12 protein-coding genes and 1 riboswitch are annotated in these 15,680 nt (G+C 72.0%); of the genes, 5 read left to right on the forward strand and 7 right to left on the reverse strand.

All coding sequences use genetic code 11. The features are described from left to right. Positions 1-4 precede the first annotated feature (4 nt). Positions 5-1,243 (forward strand): GNAT family N-acetyltransferase, encoded by a 1,239-nt coding sequence (locus ACZ7GJ_RS00940; protein ID WP_470748082.1) that lies wholly within the window; start codon positions 5-7, stop codon positions 1,241-1,243. Here ACZ7GJ_RS00940 and ACZ7GJ_RS00945 read toward each other — a convergent pair. Next, on the reverse strand, positions 1,240-3,471 hold the full coding sequence (locus ACZ7GJ_RS00945; protein ID WP_470748084.1) for a terpene synthase family protein: 2,232 nt from the start codon (positions 3,469-3,471) through the stop codon (positions 1,240-1,242). The genes ACZ7GJ_RS00940 and ACZ7GJ_RS00945 overlap by 4 nt on opposite strands. A gap of 189 nt (positions 3,472-3,660) precedes the next feature. Here ACZ7GJ_RS00945 and ACZ7GJ_RS00950 point away from each other — a divergent pair, with 189 nt between their 5' ends. Continuing rightward, entirely contained in the window at positions 3,661-4,044 is a 384-nt protein-coding gene (locus tag ACZ7GJ_RS00950; protein ID WP_470748086.1) for a hypothetical protein, read from the forward strand. 24 nt (positions 4,045-4,068) lie between these two features. Here ACZ7GJ_RS00950 and ACZ7GJ_RS00955 read toward each other — a convergent pair whose 3' ends face one another. The 6 genes from ACZ7GJ_RS00955 to cobN all read right to left on the reverse strand — a co-directional run bounded on the left by ACZ7GJ_RS00955 (position 4,069) and on the right by cobN (position 11,644). Continuing rightward, a complete protein-coding gene (locus ACZ7GJ_RS00955) occupies positions 4,069-4,884 on the reverse strand; it encodes a sugar phosphate isomerase/epimerase family protein (RefSeq protein ID WP_470748088.1) in 816 nt (271 codons plus the stop codon). Between the two features lie 23 nt (positions 4,885-4,907). Then, entirely contained in the window at positions 4,908-5,642 is a 735-nt protein-coding gene (aroD, locus tag ACZ7GJ_RS00960; RefSeq protein WP_470748090.1) for a type I 3-dehydroquinate dehydratase, read from the reverse strand. A gap of 50 nt (positions 5,643-5,692) precedes the next feature. Continuing rightward, positions 5,693-6,622: an ROK family protein gene (locus tag ACZ7GJ_RS00965; protein WP_470748092.1), complete on the reverse strand. Its 930-nt coding sequence runs from the start codon at positions 6,620-6,622 to the stop codon at positions 5,693-5,695. After that, on the reverse strand, positions 6,622-7,425 hold the full coding sequence (locus ACZ7GJ_RS00970; protein ID WP_470748094.1) for a hypothetical protein: 804 nt from the start codon (positions 7,423-7,425) through the stop codon (positions 6,622-6,624). Before ACZ7GJ_RS00970 ends, ACZ7GJ_RS00965 begins: the two co-directional genes overlap by 1 nt. A gap of 108 nt (positions 7,426-7,533) precedes the next feature. After that, positions 7,534-8,007 (reverse strand): hemerythrin domain-containing protein, encoded by a 474-nt coding sequence (locus ACZ7GJ_RS00975; protein WP_470748096.1) that lies wholly within the window; start codon positions 8,005-8,007, stop codon positions 7,534-7,536. 19 nt (positions 8,008-8,026) lie between these two features. Beyond that, on the reverse strand, positions 8,027-11,644 hold the full coding sequence (gene cobN / locus ACZ7GJ_RS00980; RefSeq protein WP_470748098.1) for a cobaltochelatase subunit CobN: 3,618 nt from the start codon (positions 11,642-11,644) through the stop codon (positions 8,027-8,029). A 38-nt stretch (positions 11,645-11,682) separates the two neighbouring features. Next, positions 11,683-11,810, reverse strand: a riboswitch (cobalamin riboswitch). A 200-nt stretch (positions 11,811-12,010) separates the two neighbouring features. Between cobN and ACZ7GJ_RS00985 the strand changes: the two genes are divergently transcribed. The 3 genes from ACZ7GJ_RS00985 to ACZ7GJ_RS00995 are packed head-to-tail and all read left to right on the forward strand — an operon-like array spanning position 12,011 to position 15,380. Then, the gene (locus ACZ7GJ_RS00985; RefSeq protein WP_470748100.1) at positions 12,011-13,252 is read left to right on the forward strand and encodes a cobalamin biosynthesis protein CobG; all 1,242 of its coding nucleotides are present in this window, start codon (positions 12,011-12,013) and stop codon (positions 13,250-13,252) included. After that, positions 13,249-13,896, forward strand: a complete 648-nt coding sequence (locus ACZ7GJ_RS00990; protein WP_365925759.1) for a precorrin-8X methylmutase — start codon at positions 13,249-13,251, stop codon at positions 13,894-13,896. The genes ACZ7GJ_RS00985 and ACZ7GJ_RS00990 overlap by 4 nt, the downstream gene beginning before the upstream one ends. Continuing rightward, positions 13,893-15,380, forward strand: a complete 1,488-nt coding sequence (locus tag ACZ7GJ_RS00995; RefSeq protein WP_470748102.1) for a precorrin-2 C(20)-methyltransferase — start codon at positions 13,893-13,895, stop codon at positions 15,378-15,380. The genes ACZ7GJ_RS00990 and ACZ7GJ_RS00995 overlap by 4 nt, the downstream gene beginning before the upstream one ends. The last annotated feature ends 300 nt before the right edge of the window (positions 15,381-15,680 follow it).

Here is a 15,680-nt window from a genome sequence, read left to right on the forward strand (position 1 = left end):
GATCATGGTGGACATCCGTGAGGTACCCGAGGCAGACATCGACCGCGCTCTGGAGCTCGCCTACCTGGTCTTCCACCATCGTCCCGAGAAGGAGGTCCGCGAGCGGCACCGTGCGATGCTCCGCACCTGCACGCGCATCGGCGCCTACGACGCGGACGCACTGGTCGGCTTCATGGCCGCGCACGACTTCCGGCTGTCGGTGCCCGGGGCGGACCTGTCCTGCCCCGGGGTCACCTTCGTCTCCGTCGCCCCCACGCACCGCCGCCGCGGCGTGCTGACCGGCCTGATGGGCGAGCTGCTGCGCGGCGCCGGGGCCGCGGGCAGCCCCATCGCCGCGCTGTGGGCCTCCGAGGCCGCCATCTACGGCCGCTTCGGCTACGGGTCGGCCACCCAGGGCGTCACCGTCGAGATCGATTCCACCCGGCCGCTGGCCCTGCGCATCGACCGGGACCGGCGCCCGCTGCGGCTGGTCGACCCCGAGGCCGCGCTCGCGGTCATCGGCCCGTACCACGAGGCGGCCCGCTCGGCCCGGGCCGGCCGGCCCACCCGCGACGCCGCGCGCTGGACCGAGGCCTGGCTGTGCGAACAGGACGAGGAGGACGAGGAGTTGAGCCCGCCCCGGATCATCGCCCTGGGGGACCCGGGCCGGCCGATCGCGGGCTACGCGCTGTACCGGACGAAGCCGGAGTCCGGGAGCGCGGCGGGGCCCGGGCACACCCCCGGGCTGGTCCGGGTCGAGGAGCTGGAGGCGGACAGCCCGCAGGTGGCCGCCGCCCTGTGGGACTGCCTGGCCTCCCTCGACCTCACCGGCAGGGTCCTGGCGTGGGGACGCCCGGCCGACGACCCGCTGCTGCACTTCGCCGCCGACCGGGACCAGGTACGGGTCACCGGCGCGTACCCGGCGCTGTGGCTGCGCCTGGTCGACGTACGGGCAGCACTGACCGCGCGCTCGTGGGCCGCGCCCGTGGAACTCGTACTGGAACTGACCGACGTACGGCTGCCCGCCAACGCGGGGCGCTACCGGCTGAAGGCGGGGCCCCACGGGGCGGTGTACGAGCCCGCCGGGCAGAGCCCGGACCTGTCCCTGGACGTACGGGAGCTCGCGGCCTGCTACCTCGGCGGGACCCGGGCCGCCGACCTGGTCGCGGCCGGGCTGGTGGCCGAGCACACGCCCGGCGCGGCGGCGGCGCTGGACGACGCCCTGGGCGGGGGTCCGCTGCCGCACACCTCGGACGAGTTCTAGCGCCCCCAGCGTCGGGCGAGTTGCGGGATCCTGGCCGCCGACATGCCGAAGCCGGAGCTCCATACGGCGGTGGAAAGCCGGTCACTCGACGGGTACAGGTCCTCCTCGCGGTAACGGTGGCATTTCTCGTGCCAGTTGAGGATCCCGGCGAGCCAGTCCCGCAACTCGCCGACGTACGCGTCGATTCCGGCCCGCCCCGCGGTGCCCAGCTGCCAGTCGTCGTAGAGCAGCGGCAGCTGGCCGGCGGCTATGTGCTCGAACTCCTCGATGCGCCGGGCCATCAGGGAGTGGCAGATGTGCAGGGCCTGCGGGTAGTCGATGTCGAAGAAGTTCCGGGTGACGAGCACGTGGTTGTGCACCTCGCCCTCGACCTCCACCTCCTTCTGGTAGGAGAAGATGTCGTTGATCAGGCAGGCGGCGTCGGCCGCCGCGTTCTCCAGGGAGCGGATGGTGCCGCAGGCGTAGATCTCGTCCGGGATGCCCCGGCCCGCCTTGCCGAGCCGGCACAGGTACATCGTGAGGTGGGAGCCGAAGGTGTGGCGGCGCATCTCGGCGTAGTCCACCGGGTCCGGGATGCGGTGGTGGATCTGGTTCTCCATCTCCCACACCCAGCTCTGCAGCATGCTCACGAGTGTGGCCCGGAACTCGGCGCGTACCGGCGGGGCCATGTCCTGGCTGGTACGCACCCACAGGTCGGCGAGTGAACGTTCCATCGCGGTGACCGGGACCGCTTGTTCCGAGTGGTCGACGGGGGCCATCGAGATGAGCCGTGCGGTGGCCGCCTTGGCGGCGGTCAGGTTCCCGGACCGGGCGAAGACCGCCGGGTAGTAGTCGTCGGCGTACGTCCCCCAGGTCAGCCAGCAGGCGTTGAGCAGCAACGCCTCCGGGGCGGCGTCGGGGGCGATGCCCGCCGAGCACAGCGCGAAGTCGTAGCCGCGCAGCTTCGCCTCGCTCCAGATCGCGGAGCCGGGGTCGCCGGGCTGCGGGTCGAGCAGGCCCATCCGGCGGGCCCAGGCGACCGAGCCCTCGCGGGCGGTGTCCAGGTGCGGGCTGATCCGCAGGGCGAACGGCATGCGGATGTCCGGGATGACGGACGGGCCGGTGCGCTCGAACGGGACGTGGGTGAAGGACCGGCGGCGCAGGTCCAGGGCGCGGGGGGCGAGGAGCGAGCGGATGTCGAGGGCGGCGGTGCCGGGTCCGGCCGGGAGGAAGGGCAGCCTGAGCGGCGCGGTGGCGCGGGCCCCCTCGTTCATGTAGCGGCTGGAGACCATGTGCCACTCGTGGCCGCCGGACTGCCAGTCCTGGAGGCCCTTGGTGTAGGCGAGGACGGCCGCGATCTCCGCCGGGTCCATCGCGTGGTCGGCGAAGAGCTGGGGGAGTTCGACGAGCGCGGTCTGCTCGAACTGCTGGAGCCGGGAGGTCAGGAGGTCGTTGGAGGCCTCTGCGGCCTCCTGGGTGGTGCAGCCGAGGAAGGTCTCCAACACCAGGATGGCGTTGGAGAGTTCACCCTCGTCGGAGACCTCGCGCTGGTAGGAGAAGATGTCGTTCCTGATGTGCACGGCGTCGGAGAAGGCGTCGCGCAGCACGCCGAGCGCGCGCGAGTGCGCGACGCGCGCCGGGACCTCGGCGGACGCGTACTCGATGAGGCCGGCGGACCAGGGGGCGCCGCCCACCTTGCGGCGCATCTCGATGTACTCCAGGGGGTTGGCCACCCGCCCGATGTCGATGTTGGCGAGCTCCCACATCGACTCGTTGAGGAGGTTCTTCGTGGACTCGGAGAATCGTTCCCGCCAAGCGGTCGACATGGCCGGCACGGTCCGCGCCCACAGGTCGGCGAGCCCGGCCTCGACGGGGTTGGTGGCCTCGGGGAAGCCGTCCGCCAGGTCCATCGGCATGAACGCGGCGAGCCTGTCGAGGTACGCCTTGGCGCCCCGGCGGTCCTGGGAGCGCTTGTACGTCTCCAGGAAGTGGTCGTCGAAGAAGAACACCCACACGTACCAGTCGGTGACCAGGGACAGCACCCGGCTGTCGCAGTCGGGGTGGGTGTACGAGCAGAGCAGGGCGTAGTCGTGCGAGTCGAGGTCGCTCTCCTCCCAGACGCCGGAACCTTCCAGCATCCCGAAGTCGCGCGCCCACCGCTTGGTGTGGGTGCGTGCGTCTTCCAGGTGGGGGTTGAGTCGCGCCGGATAGGGCACGTAGAAATCCGGCAGTTGGAACGGCTGCGTCACGGCGGGGTCGGCCTTTCGTCCGTCTGTCTCGCTGAGATCAGCATGGCCACTACCCCCGGTGGCCCCGGGATATGGGGGAGTTCACCGCTTCAGGTGATGCAGGCAGCGTTCTGCTACGTGCAGGCCCGACGGGGGCTAAGGGCTGTCGGGCAATCTGCCTGTTCAGGGGCCTGATGGCATGATCGGCGCGTGATCGGTGAACCTGCTCGGCCCGGAGCCAAGAAGTATGTCGCGATCGAGCGCTCTCACGAAGGTTGCTTCATCCTGGAGGCTCAGACCAGCGAGACGGAGGCAGTGATGATCGCGAGGGTGGCCGTGTGGGAACCGATGCCGACTGATGACCGTGACTGGGTGCTGGATGCTTCAGCCGCCGTACCCGGCGTCCATGGCGCGTATCACCTTGTCGATCCCGTCACTGGCAACGGACTGTCTGTCGCCTTCTTCGAGGACGAAGCCGCAGCTCACGCCGCACACGAGGCGATCGAGAAGCGCGCCGAGGAGATCGGCTGGAACAAGGCCCCGCACCCGGCACCCGCTTCTCAGACGATCTATCGGGTCGTCCGGCACGTGTAGCGCGGCGCGAAGGAGCGCGCGTGCTCAGGAGCGGCCGGACAGCACCGCGCGGGTTCCGGCGAACACGGCGCGGGCCGTCGCCTCGGTGCCCTGGGCCAGCAGGGCGTCGGACATCACCTCGGCCGAGATCCCGGTCCTGACGCCGTGCCGGGCCAGGAGCGCCAGCAGGTCCTGCGCGGCCCGGGTGCGGCTGCCCGGAACCAGCCGGAGGTGGAGGGACTCCTGGCGCATGTCGGCCAGCGGATCGGGACCCACGTCGCACAGCTGGACCGTGAAGATCCGCCCGGGCGGCACGGGGGCGAGGTCTTCGGCGCGGGTCGCACCGCGCACCCAGTGCCATACGTCCAGCACGAGACCGGCGTTGGGCCGGCCGGACCGGCGTACCAGCTCCCAGGCGGTGGGCAGGTCGGGGACCGAGCCGAACGGCATGTACTCCAGGGCGATCCGCAGGGCGCCGGCCCGCTCGCACAGTGCCGTGAAGCCGTCGGCCATGACTTCCATGGGCGTCGGCTCGAACAGGCCGACGTTGATGTGGTCGGCGCCGAAGGTCCGGGCGATGTGGAAGGCGGTCCGCTCCTTCGCCGAGGGTATGTCCGCACCGGTGCCGGGTGCCCAGTCGCTGAGGAATTCCACCTCGCCGAGCGCGATCCCGTGTTCGGCGAGAACCGCGTGCATGGCATCGTCGCCGAGTCCGCTGCGGCGGGCTTCGCGGTAGGCCTCGACACTGAGTCCGACGGCCTTGAAACCCGCCGAGGCGGCCGCCCGGATCCGCTCCCGGAAAGGGGCTTCGCCGAGCGTGAGCGAACTGATCGTCAGTGGACGGATAACGACAGCTCCCATGGTCGATGCCTACATTTCAGCGCCTACGACAGGGCGGTCTTCCGCTCGTCGAAAGCGGGGTAGAAGGTGCGCAGCAGCCGGAAGGTCTCGGAGAAGTCGAGCTGGCCCGGGGCGGAACTGGTCCCGATGAAGGAGTAGGTGATCGGGGAGCCGAGGGCGGGGAAGAAGACCCGGGAGACGGCGCCGACCGGGCCCATCGCGATGACGATCAGCCGGGTGTCGGCGCCCGCCTTCAGCAGCAGCGAAGCAAGGCGCTTCACATCGCTCTCGGAGGCCACCATCGTGGACACCTTGACGACGTCGGCGCCGGCGTTCTTCGCCTCGGCGATGACGGTTTCGAGTTCCTCGGTTTCCGGGGTGAACTCGAAGTTGTGGTACGAGACGATCGCGAGGGCGTCGTTCTCGTGGGCGGAGGCAATGACGTCCGGCAGAATTCCGCGGGACGACAGCTCGATGTCCACGGCCTCGACCTCGGGGGCGACGGCGCGGAAGAGTTCCAGGCGCTCCTCTTCGCTGCCGTCCCACTCGCCGCCTTCGTGCCGGGAGCGCAGGGTGGCCAGGATCGGCATGGACTTGAAGGCGCGCACCTGCTCCAGGACGTGGCCCGGGTCCGTCCGCGAGAACCTGTCGACGCGCAGTTCCGCCACATCGACGCCGGCGGCCTGAGCCTCCTGCGCGAGCCGCTCGGAGTCCTCGTCCCCGAAGCTCACGGCGACGAGGGGGATCTCGGCGTCGAGCAGGTTCCGCATGGTGTTCATTTTCTCGTCACAGCCTTTGCAATTCCTGGACATGTCCCGTACGTCACCGATCACCGAGGGGGAGCGAATTTCAATCCGCTCCCTTCGGTGACCTGGATTGCAGCACCGATGAGTGAGGAATCGGGAGCGGTCACCGCGCGCTGGATGACATCACTTCCGAATGTTTCCCTGCACAGGGTTTCCGGGAAACCGTTCATGAATCTGCGGAGGTAATCATTCGATCGGGCGATCAGTCCGGGTACTTGCGAGATACCTGATCCGACGCGAACCGTGGTGAACGGGGAGGAGTATACAAGGTTTGTGCAGGCCCGCGCAATATATCTCGCCTGGAGGTCCCACGCCCGGTGATGAGCGGGAAGCTCGTCCGCCGGTACCTGCCAGCGGCCGAAAATTGCCTGCCCGGAGGCAAGCCCCTGGAAACAACTTCCGTGAAATCGGCAGCTGCCTGGATATGGATCGTCGGATTCCCGTGCCAGCTGCATGTGACCGAGCTGCGGGGGATCGGTCCGGACGCCGGGAGCGGGGGCGGCGGCTCCGGTGGGAGGGCAAAAGGCCCCGCCGATCCCGGTTCCGATCGAGAGGTAGACGAATCCGTCGGACTCGGGCGTCTGATGACGCGCTTCCGCCGATACGGCGGCAGCGACGTCGAAGTCGAAGTACACCGGCACCCGGAATCTCCGGGACAGGAGCGCCGGCAGGTTCACGCCGGACCACTGCGGTTCGGAACTCCCGACGATCGCACCGAATTCCGCGCGGCCCGGATCCGTTTCCAGCGGGCCGAAAACGGAAAGGCCGATACCGGCCACGGCATGCCGTTCGAAGAGAGCGGCGAGATGGGATTCCAGGGCGGCCACGGTCTCGGCGGCCGTGGTCACCGCGATGCGCCGCCGCTCGACTTCCTCCAGTGCCCCGGTGAATGCGCCGACGAGGAATTTCGTCTTGCCGGCGTCGACCGAGATCACCATTGCGTCGCGCGGCACTACGCCTGGGGTTCTTCGTGCACGAGGACCTGGCCCGGCTGCCGGCTCCAGTTCTCGAAGAGCTCGAAGAGGTGCTCCGTGCGCGAGCTCCGGCCGTAGTAGCGGTATTCAAGCGATTTGTCGGCCAGCCGCCCCGTTCGCAGGTCCCAGGAGGGGAAGGTCACGAGGAGGTGGGACCGTCCTATCGCGAGACCCAGCAGAAAGGGAAAGGAAGGATAGTGCCAGATCTGCAGCCCCGACTTTCCCCGGCACAGCGCCTTGAGCCGCTCCACCGTCTCGGCCTCCTCCCGCTCCCAGTGGGCCGGGAACTGCGATCCGTCGGCCAGCGAGAAGTCGATCGACCGCATCGTGATGTTCAGCCGGTTCGGGTTCTGCTGTACGAGGTCCCTGAGCAGGGCGGTGGTGAACGTACCGCCGGTGAAGGCGAGTATCTCGATGTCCACCACCCGCTGCGACGGTTCCTTGGAGACGATCTCGCGAATGAAATCGACGGTCCCGCTCACATCGTCCGGGAATTTGATGCCCGCCTCGGTGGCTCCGATGCCGTTCTGGATGACCCGGGTCAGGCGGTCCTCGTCGCGCCGGCGGATCGGGCGGAGCACGACGAACAGCACGGGGAACACCACGAGCGCGGTGATGACGTTGGGGAGGCAGGCCCTGACGAAGTCGACGCCCGCACCGGACCTCTCCGGCGGCGGCAGCAGGAAGTAGATGACGGTGAGGGCCGCGAGGGTGACCACCGCGAGCACCAGCTTGAGCCATTCGACCGCCGACTCGCCGTCGTCCTCCGGCTGCCCCCGCATCGCCCGCCCCGTTCAGAAGATCCACTCGTGTCGACGTCCGCAACAATAGTCAGGCGTACGGGAGTTGGCTACGGCAGGACCTCCCAGGTGGGAGCCCCGGCGGGACGGTCATCCCGCCGGGCGCAGATCGCGCCCGGGGTGGGCCGCGCGCCAGGCCGCGATGGAGGTGTCCCACTCGTCGCCCGTGAGCGCGGTGAGGGAGGCCGGGAAGAGGCCGTCCTCCTCCTTGGCGATGTGGTGGTGGAGCTCGTCGACCGCCTTGCGCAGCGCGGTGGCGTCCGCCGGGTCCGCAAGGTCCGCACCGGCGAGGAACGCCGCCAGCTCGCGGTGCTCCTCGACGAGGTCGGCGATGTATCCGGCGTACTCGGAGTCCTGCTTCATCACGTCGAACAGGCCGTCCTCCTCACCCTTCCAGTGGGAGAGGAGGACGGCCGTCATGTCCGACACCAGGGCGCGCGCCCTGGGCAGGTCACCCGCGTCCAGGGCGCGCAGCGCGTCACCCGCCGCGTTCGTCACCGCCTCGTGCTCGGCGATGAACTCCTTGACCAGTGGGATCTCGCGGCAACCGCAGTAGTGGCACATGCGGTCAAGTCTGGACGGATCAGTCGGTTTCGCCCTCCAGGTTGCCCTCCGTGTCCAGGTACACCTGGCGCAGGGCCTCCAGGACCTGCGGGTCCGGCTTCTCCCACATCCCGCGCGACTCCGCCTCCAGCAGGCGCTCCGCGATGCCGTGCAGGGCCCAGGGGTTGGCCTCCTCCAGGAAGGCGCGGTTCTCCGGGTCCAGGACGTAGGTCTCGGTCAGCTTGTCGTACATCCAGTCCGCGACCACACCCGTCGTCGCGTCGTAGCCGAAGAGGTAGTCCACGGTCGCCGCCAGCTCGAAGGCACCCTTGTACCCGTGGCGGCGCATCGCCTCGATCCACTTCGGGTTCACGACGCGGGCGCGGAAGACGCGGCTGGTCTCCTCGACCAGGGTGCGGGTCTTGACGGTCTCGGGGCGGGTGGAGTCGCCGATGTACGCCTCGGGGGCCGTGCCCCGCAGCGCGCGGACGGTGGCCACCATGCCGCCGTGGTACTGGAAGTAGTCGTCCGAGTCCGCGATGTCGTGCTCACGGGTGTCCGTGTTCTTCGCCGCCACCGTGATCCGCTTGTAGGCGGTCTCCATCTCGGCGCGGGCCGGCCGGCCCTCCAGGCCGCGGCCGTACGCGTACCCGCCCCACACCGTGTAGACCTCCGCGAGGTCGGCGTCCGTACGCCAGTCGCGGGAGTCGATCAGCTGGAGGATGCCGGCGCCGTACGTGCCGGGGCGCGAGCCGAAGATACGGGTGGTCGCGCGCCGCTCGTCACCGTGCTCGGCCAGGTCCGCCTGGGCGTGGGCCCGGATGAAGTTGTCCGCGGCCGGCTCGTCCAGGGACGCCGCCAGCCGGACCGCGTCGTCCAACAGGCCGATCACGTGCGGGAACGCGTCGCGGAAGAAGCCCGAGATGCGCAGGGTCACGTCGATGCGGGGGCGGCCGAGTTCGGCGAGCGGGATCGCCTCCAGGCCGGTCACCCGGCGCGAGGCCTCGTCCCAGACCGGGCGGATGCCGAGCAGGGCCAGCGCCTCCGCCACGTCGTCGCCCGAGGTGCGCATCGCGCTCGTGCCCCACAGGGACAGCCCGACGGAGGACGGCCATTCGCCGTTGTCCGTGCGGTAGCGGGTCAGCAGGGAGTCCGCCAGGGCCTGGCCGGTCTCCCACGCGAGGCGGGAGGGAACGGCCTTCGGGTCCACCGAGTAGAAGTTGCGGCCGGTCGGCAGGACGTTCACCAGGCCGCGCAGCGGGGAGCCCGAGGGACCGGCCGGGACGAAGGAGCCGTCCAGGGCGCTGACGACGTGGGCGATCTCGTCGGTCGTGCCCGCCAGACGCGGGACGACCTCGCGGGCCGCGAAGTCCAGCACCGCCGCGACGTCCGCCGAGTGGCCGGCCGCCACCGCGGCGACCGCCTCGGGGGACCAGTGCGCGTCCTCCATCGCCTGGACGAGCGCGCGGGCCGTCTCCTCCGCCTCGTCGGCCGTCGTACGGGTGGCCGCGGACTCGTCGAGGCCCAGCGCCTCGCGCAGGCCCGGGAGGGCCGTCGTACCGCCCCAGATCTGGCGGGCGCGCAGGATGGACAGGACCAGGTTGACCCGGGCCGGGCCGGTCGGAGCGCCGCCCAGGACGTGCAGGCCGTCGCGGATCTGGGCGTCCTTGACCTCGCACAGCCAGCCGTCGACGTGCAGCAGGAAGTCGTCGAAGCCGTCGTCGTCCGGGCGCGCCTCCAGCCCCAGGTCGTGGTCGAGCTTCGCGGCCTGGATCAGGGTCCAGATCTGGGCGCGGATGGCCGGCAGCTTCGACGGGTCCATCGCCGAGATCTGGGCGTACTCGTCCAGGTGCTGCTCCAGGCGCGCGATGTCGCCGTACGACTCCGCGCGCGCCATCGGCGGGACGAGGTGGTCGACCAGGGTGGCGTGCACGCGGCGCTTGGCCTGGGTGCCCTCGCCCGGGTCGTTGACGAGGAAGGGGTAGATCAGGGGCAGGTCGCCGAGCGCGGCGTCGGGGGCGCAGGCCGCGGACAGGCCCGCGTTCTTGCCCGGCAGCCACTCCAGGTTGCCGTGCTTGCCCAGGTGGATCATCGCGTCGGCGCCGAAGCCGCCGTCCTCGGCACGCGCCTGGATCCAGCGGTACGCGGCCAGGTAGTGGTGCGAGGGCGGCAGGTCCGGGTCGTGGTAGATCGCGATCGGGTTCTCGCCGAAGCCGCGCGGCGGCTGGATCAGGATGAGCAGGTTCCCGCGGCGCAGCGCCGCGAGGACGATGTCGCCCTCGGGATTGGCCGAGCGGTCCACGAACATGTTGCCCGGGGCATCGCCCCAGTGCTGCTCCACGCTCTCGCGCAGCTCCGCCGGCAGCTGGGCGAACCAGCGCCGGTAGTCGGCGGCCGGGATGCGGACGGGGTTGCGGGCCAACTGCTCCTCGGTGAGCCAGTCCTGGTCGTGGCCGCCGGCCTCGATCAGGGCGCGGATCAGCTCGTCGCCGTCACCCGACACCAGGCCGGGGACGTCCTCGACGGGCCCGAAGTCGTAGCCGCCGGCGATCAGGGTGCGCAGCAGCTCCACGGCGCTGGCGGGGGTGTCGAGGCCCACCGCGTTGCCGATGCGGGAGTGCTTGGTGGGGTACGCGGAGAGGACCAGCGCGACCTTCTTGTCGCGGCGCTCGATGTGCCGCAGCCGGGCGTGGCGTACGGCGATGCCCGCGACCCGGGCCGCCCGCTCGGGGTCGGCGACGTAGGCGGGCAGACCGTCCGCGTCGAACTCCTTGAAGGAGAACGGGACGGTGATCAGACGGCCGTCGAACTCGGGCACGGCGACCTGGGTGGCGGCGTCGAGGGGGGAGAGGCCCTCGTCGTTCTCCTCCCAGTTGCTGCGCGAGCCCGTCAGGCACAGGGCCTGGAGGATCGGGACGCCGAGCGAGGCGAGCGCGCCCGCGTCCCAGGACTCGTCGTCGCCGCCCGCCGAGGCGGTCGCGGGGCGGGTGCCGCCGGCCGCGAGGACGGTGGTGACGACCGCGTCGACGCCTTCGAGCGCGGCCAGCAGCTCCGGCTCGGGGGTCCGCAGGGAGGACACGTACAGCGGGACGGCCTGCGCGTCGTGGGCCTCGACGGCCTCGCACAGCGCGTGGACGAAGGCGGTGTTGCCGCTCATCTGGTGGGCGCGGTAGTAGAGCACCGCGATCCGCGGCCCCGCGGTGCTCCGCGCGGTGCGCTCCAGCGGACCCCAGGTGGGGGCGGCGGCGGGCGGCTCGAAGCCGTGGCCGGTCAGCAGGACGGTGTCGGACAGGAAGCGGGCCAGCTGGTCCAGGTTGCCCGGGCCGCCGTGCGCGAGGTAGCCGTGGGCCTCGGCCGCGATGCCGATCGGGACCGTCGAGGCCTCCATCAGCTGGGCGTCGGGGGCCTGTTCACCGGTCAGTACCACCACCGGGCGGGTCTGGCCGGGGGCCAGCAGGAGGTCGAGGCCGTCCTGCCAGGCGCGCAGGCCGCCGAGGAGGCGTACGACGACCAGGTCGGCTCCGTCGAGGAGGCCGGGGAGGTCTTCGAGGGGAAGGCGGGAGGGGTTCGCGAACCGGTACGGGACGGGGCCGTCCGCCGTGTTCGCCGCGCGGGCGCTGAGCAGATCGGTGTCGGACGTCGACAGCAGCAGGATCATGCGGCGGCAGGCCTTCCTCGGGGTTTCCGCGCCCCGGGCAGTGAGGACAGCGGGAGTTCCTGACTCACCCCCCGGATCGCTCCGCGGGGTTCACAGTGGCGGGACCGCGCCGGACTCGCACCGGGCTTCCTCCCATGTCGCCGTCCTCGGCGATTGACGGGCCGTACGGCGCCGCCGGTGGTCATCCTAGGGGGCCTTTGCCCTGGCCGGGAGCGGGGGTGCCCGGCCGCGGCGCCCTCGCCGGGGCTTTGTCCCGGCCTCTGCCCCGGAGCCCGCGCCGCAAACACCGGCGGGACCGGTCGTGGCCGGTTCGGGGTGGTGATCGACACAGGGGCCCGGCGGAGAATCGTGGGTATGCTCGCCGCCATGCCCCAGCCCCCCTCCGCCGCATCGCGGGACGAACCCGTCATACGGGACCGCGGCGACGCCTGCCCCGGCGCATTGCGCCTGCACGCGGCGGACGACGGGTTCCTCGCGCGGGTACGGATTCCCGGCGGGCTGCTCAGCGCCGCGCAGGCCGCCGTGCTGGCGGACGCGGCCGACCGGTTCGGGGACGGGCACCTGGAGCTCACCTCGCGCGGCAACGTGCAGTTGCGCGGCCTCACCGACGGCTGCGCCGCCGGGCTGGCCGAACTGCTCGGCACGGCCGGACTGCTGCCCGCGCCCTCGCACGAGCGGATCCGGAACATCGTCGCCACCCCGCTGGCGGACCCCGCTCCCGTACGCGCGCTGGACGCGGCGCTCTGCGCGGACCCCAAGGCGGCGGCCCTGTCGGGCCGGTTCCTGTTCGCCGTCGACGACGGGCGCGGGGACGTGGCCGCCCTCGACCCCGACGTGGCCCTGCTCGCGCAGCCCGGCGGCCGGGTCCTGGTCCGGCTCGGCGCGGCGCCCGACGCGGTGGAGGTGGCCGCCGCCGACGCCGCGGCGGCCGGACTCGAAGCGGCCCTGCACTTCCTCGACGCCGCGGCCGGCGCCGGTACCCGGGCTTGGCGGATCGCCGAACTCCCCGCCGAACACGCCCTGGACGCCCGTGAGTTCGCCGCCCGCCTGGAGGAGCGCGGCATCCGCGCCCGGCACGTGCCCGACGCGCCCCGCCCGTACGCGGACCCGCCCGCTCCCGGGGTGCACGCGGACGCGCTCTGCGTACTGATCCCGCTCGGCCGGCTCGCCACCGGCCAGTGGCGCGAGCTGCCCGGCGACCTGCGGATCACGCCGTGGCGCAGCATCCTCGTCACCGCCGGTGCCGATATCGACGTCGATGCCGGCGCGGGCGCCGCCGCCCGCGCCGCCGGGCTGGTCACCTCGCCCGACAGCCCCTGGGAGTCCGTCACCGCCTGCACCGGCAGGCCCGGCTGCGCCAAGTCCCTCGCCGACGTACGCGCCGACGCGCGAGCCGTCGCGGAACGGGCGCGCGGACCCCTGCCCGTGCACTGGTCCGGGTGCGAGCGCCGGTGCGGGCATCCGCGCGGCACCGCGTGGGCCGATCTCGTAGCCACCCCGGACGGGTACCTGCTCGACGGGCGCCCGGTGCCGCAGAACGAACTCGCCGCGGCCCTGGCCGACGCGCGCAGCCAACCCCGAGTGTCCGAAGACGCAGTGAAGAAATGAGCGAGTACACCGTGTTCGAGTACGAGAAGGACGGCGCCGCGATCTACCGCCAGTCCTTTGCCACGATCCGCGCCGAGGCGGACCTCTCCGGGCTGCCCGCCTCGGTCGCCCAGGTCGCGGTGCGCATGATTCACGCCTGCGGGATGACCGACCTGACCCGGGACCTCGGTTACACCCCCGACGTCGTGCTGCGCGCACGGGCCGCACTGGAGGCGGGTGCGCCGATCCTGTGCGACGTGCAGATGGTCGCCAGCGGCGTCACCCGCAAGCGGCTGCCCGCCGACAACGAGGTGATCTGCACCCTGTCCGACCCGGCCGTGCCGGAGCTCGCCGCGAAGATGGGCACCACGCGCAGCGCCGCGGCCCTGGAAGTCTGGCGGGACCGCGGCCTGTTGGAGGGTTCGGTGATCGCCGTCGGGAACGCGCCGACCGCGCTGTTCCGGCTGCTGGAGATGATCGAGGAGGGCGCCCCGCGCCCCGCCGCCGTCATCGGCGTCCCGGTCGGCTTCATCGGCGCCGCCGAGTCCAAGGACGCCCTGGCCGAACACCCCTCGGGGCTCGACCACTTGATCGTCCGGGGCCGGCGCGGCGGCAGCGCCATGGCCGCCGCGGCCGTCAACGCCATCGCGAGCGTGGCCGAATGAGCGCCGGACGCCTGTACGGAGTGGGGCTCGGCCCCGGCGACCCGTCCCTGATGACGCTGCGTGCCGTCGAGGTGATCGCGGAGGCGGACGTCATCGCGTACCACAGCGCCCGCCACGGCCGCTCGATCGCCCGCTCCATCGCCGCGAAGCACCTGCGCGCGGACCACATCGAGGAGCCGCTGGTCTACCCGGTCACCACCGAGACCACCGACCACCCGGGCGGCTACCAGGGCGCGATGGAGGAGTTCTACGAGGCCTCCGCCGCCCGGCTCGCCGCACACCTGGACGCCGGCCGGACCGTCGCCGTGCTCGCGGAGGGCGACCCGCTCTTCTACGGCTCGTACATGCACATGCACAAGCGGCTCGCGGACCGTTACGAGGCCGAGGTGATCCCGGGGGTGACCTCGGTGAGCGCCGCCGCCGCCCGGCTCGGCACCCCGCTCGTGGAGGGCGAGGAGGTGCTGACGATCCTGCCCGGCACCCTGCCCGAGGAGGAGCTCGCCGCGCGCCTCGCCGCCACCGACTCGGCGGTCGTGATGAAGCTCGGCCGCACCTTCCCCGCCGTGCGGCGGGCGATGGAGAGCAGCGGCCGGCTCGCCGAGGCCCGCTACGTCGAGCGCGCCACCATGGCCGGGGAGCGCACCGGCTCCCTCGCGGACGTCGACCCCGACAGCGTGCCCTACTTCGCCGTGGCCGTCGTGCCCAGCCGGATCGGCAACCCGGGCAGCGTGCCGTCCGGGCCCGGCGAGGTCGCGGTCGTCGGCACCGGCCCGGCCGGGCCGCTCTGGCTCACGCCGCAGACCCGGCGGGTGCTGGCCGATGCCGAGGTGCTGGTCGGGTACACGACGTACCTGGACCGGGTCCCGGTGAAGCCGGGCCAGATCCGGCACGGCTCCGACAACAAGGTGGAGTCGGAGCGCGCCGAGTTCGCGCTCGACCTCGCCCGGCGCGGGAAGCGGGTGGCCGTGGTCTCCGGCGGCGACCCCGGGGTCTTCGCCATGGCCACGGCGGTCCTTGAGGTGTCCGCCCAGGCGGAGTACCAGGACGTCCCGGTACGCGTTCTGCCCGGGGTGACCGCCGCCAACGCGGCGGCCGCCGCGGCCGGTGCCCCGCTCGGCCACGACTACGCCACCATCTCGCTCTCCGACCGGCTCAAGCCCTGGGAGGTCATCGCGGAGCGGCTGCGCGCGGCCGCCTCGGCCGACCTGGTGCTGGCCCTGTACAACCCGGGATCGCGCAGCCGCACTTGGCAGGTGGCGCAGGCCCGCGAACTGCTGCTGGAGCTGCGCTCCCCGCAGACCCCGGTGGTCGTCGCGCGGGACGTGGGCGGCCCGGCGCAGTCGGTCCGCGTCGTCACGCTCGCCGAACTGGAGCCGTCCGAGGTGGACATGCGGACGATCCTGCTGATCGGGTCCTCGCAGACCCGGATCACGGAGCGCGCCGACGGGTCGAGGATCACCTGGACGCCGCGCCGCTACCCGTGACGGACGCGCTGACGGGACCGACGGCACCTGCGGCGCTGACGGACGCCTGGGGCGCTGACGGGCCGCCGCCACCCCTGACGGACGCGCTGAGGCACCGACGGGCGCACAGGCACCGACGGGCACCGAGAGGCGTCTGCGGCGCTGACGGCACCGACGGTCGCTGACGGGCACCTGCGGCGCTGACGGCACTGAAGGGCGCGCACAGGCGCCGACGGCGCCGACGGCGCCACCGGCACGGCGAAGGCCCCGGGGCACTGCCCCGGGGCCTTCGCCGTCCTGTGAGCCCTCAGCAGCCCTTCA

This window comes from Streptomyces sp. NPDC037242 (assembly GCF_055604165.1).

Bases quoted from the DNA above. Each gene is read 5' to 3' on its own strand.
- ACZ7GJ_RS00940 (WP_470748082.1), top strand. From the start codon at position 5: ATGGTGGACATCCGTGAGGTACCCGAGGCAGACATCGACCGCGCTCTG.
- ACZ7GJ_RS00955 (WP_470748088.1), bottom strand. From the start codon at position 4,884: ATGGGAGCTGTCGTTATCCGTCCACTGACGATCAGTTCGCTCACGCTC.
- aroD (WP_470748090.1), bottom strand. From the start codon at position 5,642: ATGAACACCATGCGGAACCTGCTCGACGCCGAGATCCCCCTCGTCGCC.
- ACZ7GJ_RS00970 (WP_470748094.1), bottom strand. From the start codon at position 7,425: ATGCGGGGGCAGCCGGAGGACGACGGCGAGTCGGCGGTCGAATGGCTC.
- ACZ7GJ_RS00975 (WP_470748096.1), bottom strand. From the start codon at position 8,007: ATGTGCCACTACTGCGGTTGCCGCGAGATCCCACTGGTCAAGGAGTTC.
- cobN (WP_470748098.1), bottom strand. From the start codon at position 11,644: ATGATCCTGCTGCTGTCGACGTCCGACACCGATCTGCTCAGCGCCCGC.
- ACZ7GJ_RS00985 (WP_470748100.1), top strand. From the start codon at position 12,011: ATGCCCCAGCCCCCCTCCGCCGCATCGCGGGACGAACCCGTCATACGG.
- ACZ7GJ_RS00990 (WP_365925759.1), top strand. From the start codon at position 13,249: ATGAGCGAGTACACCGTGTTCGAGTACGAGAAGGACGGCGCCGCGATC.
- ACZ7GJ_RS00995 (WP_470748102.1), top strand. From the start codon at position 13,893: ATGAGCGCCGGACGCCTGTACGGAGTGGGGCTCGGCCCCGGCGACCCG.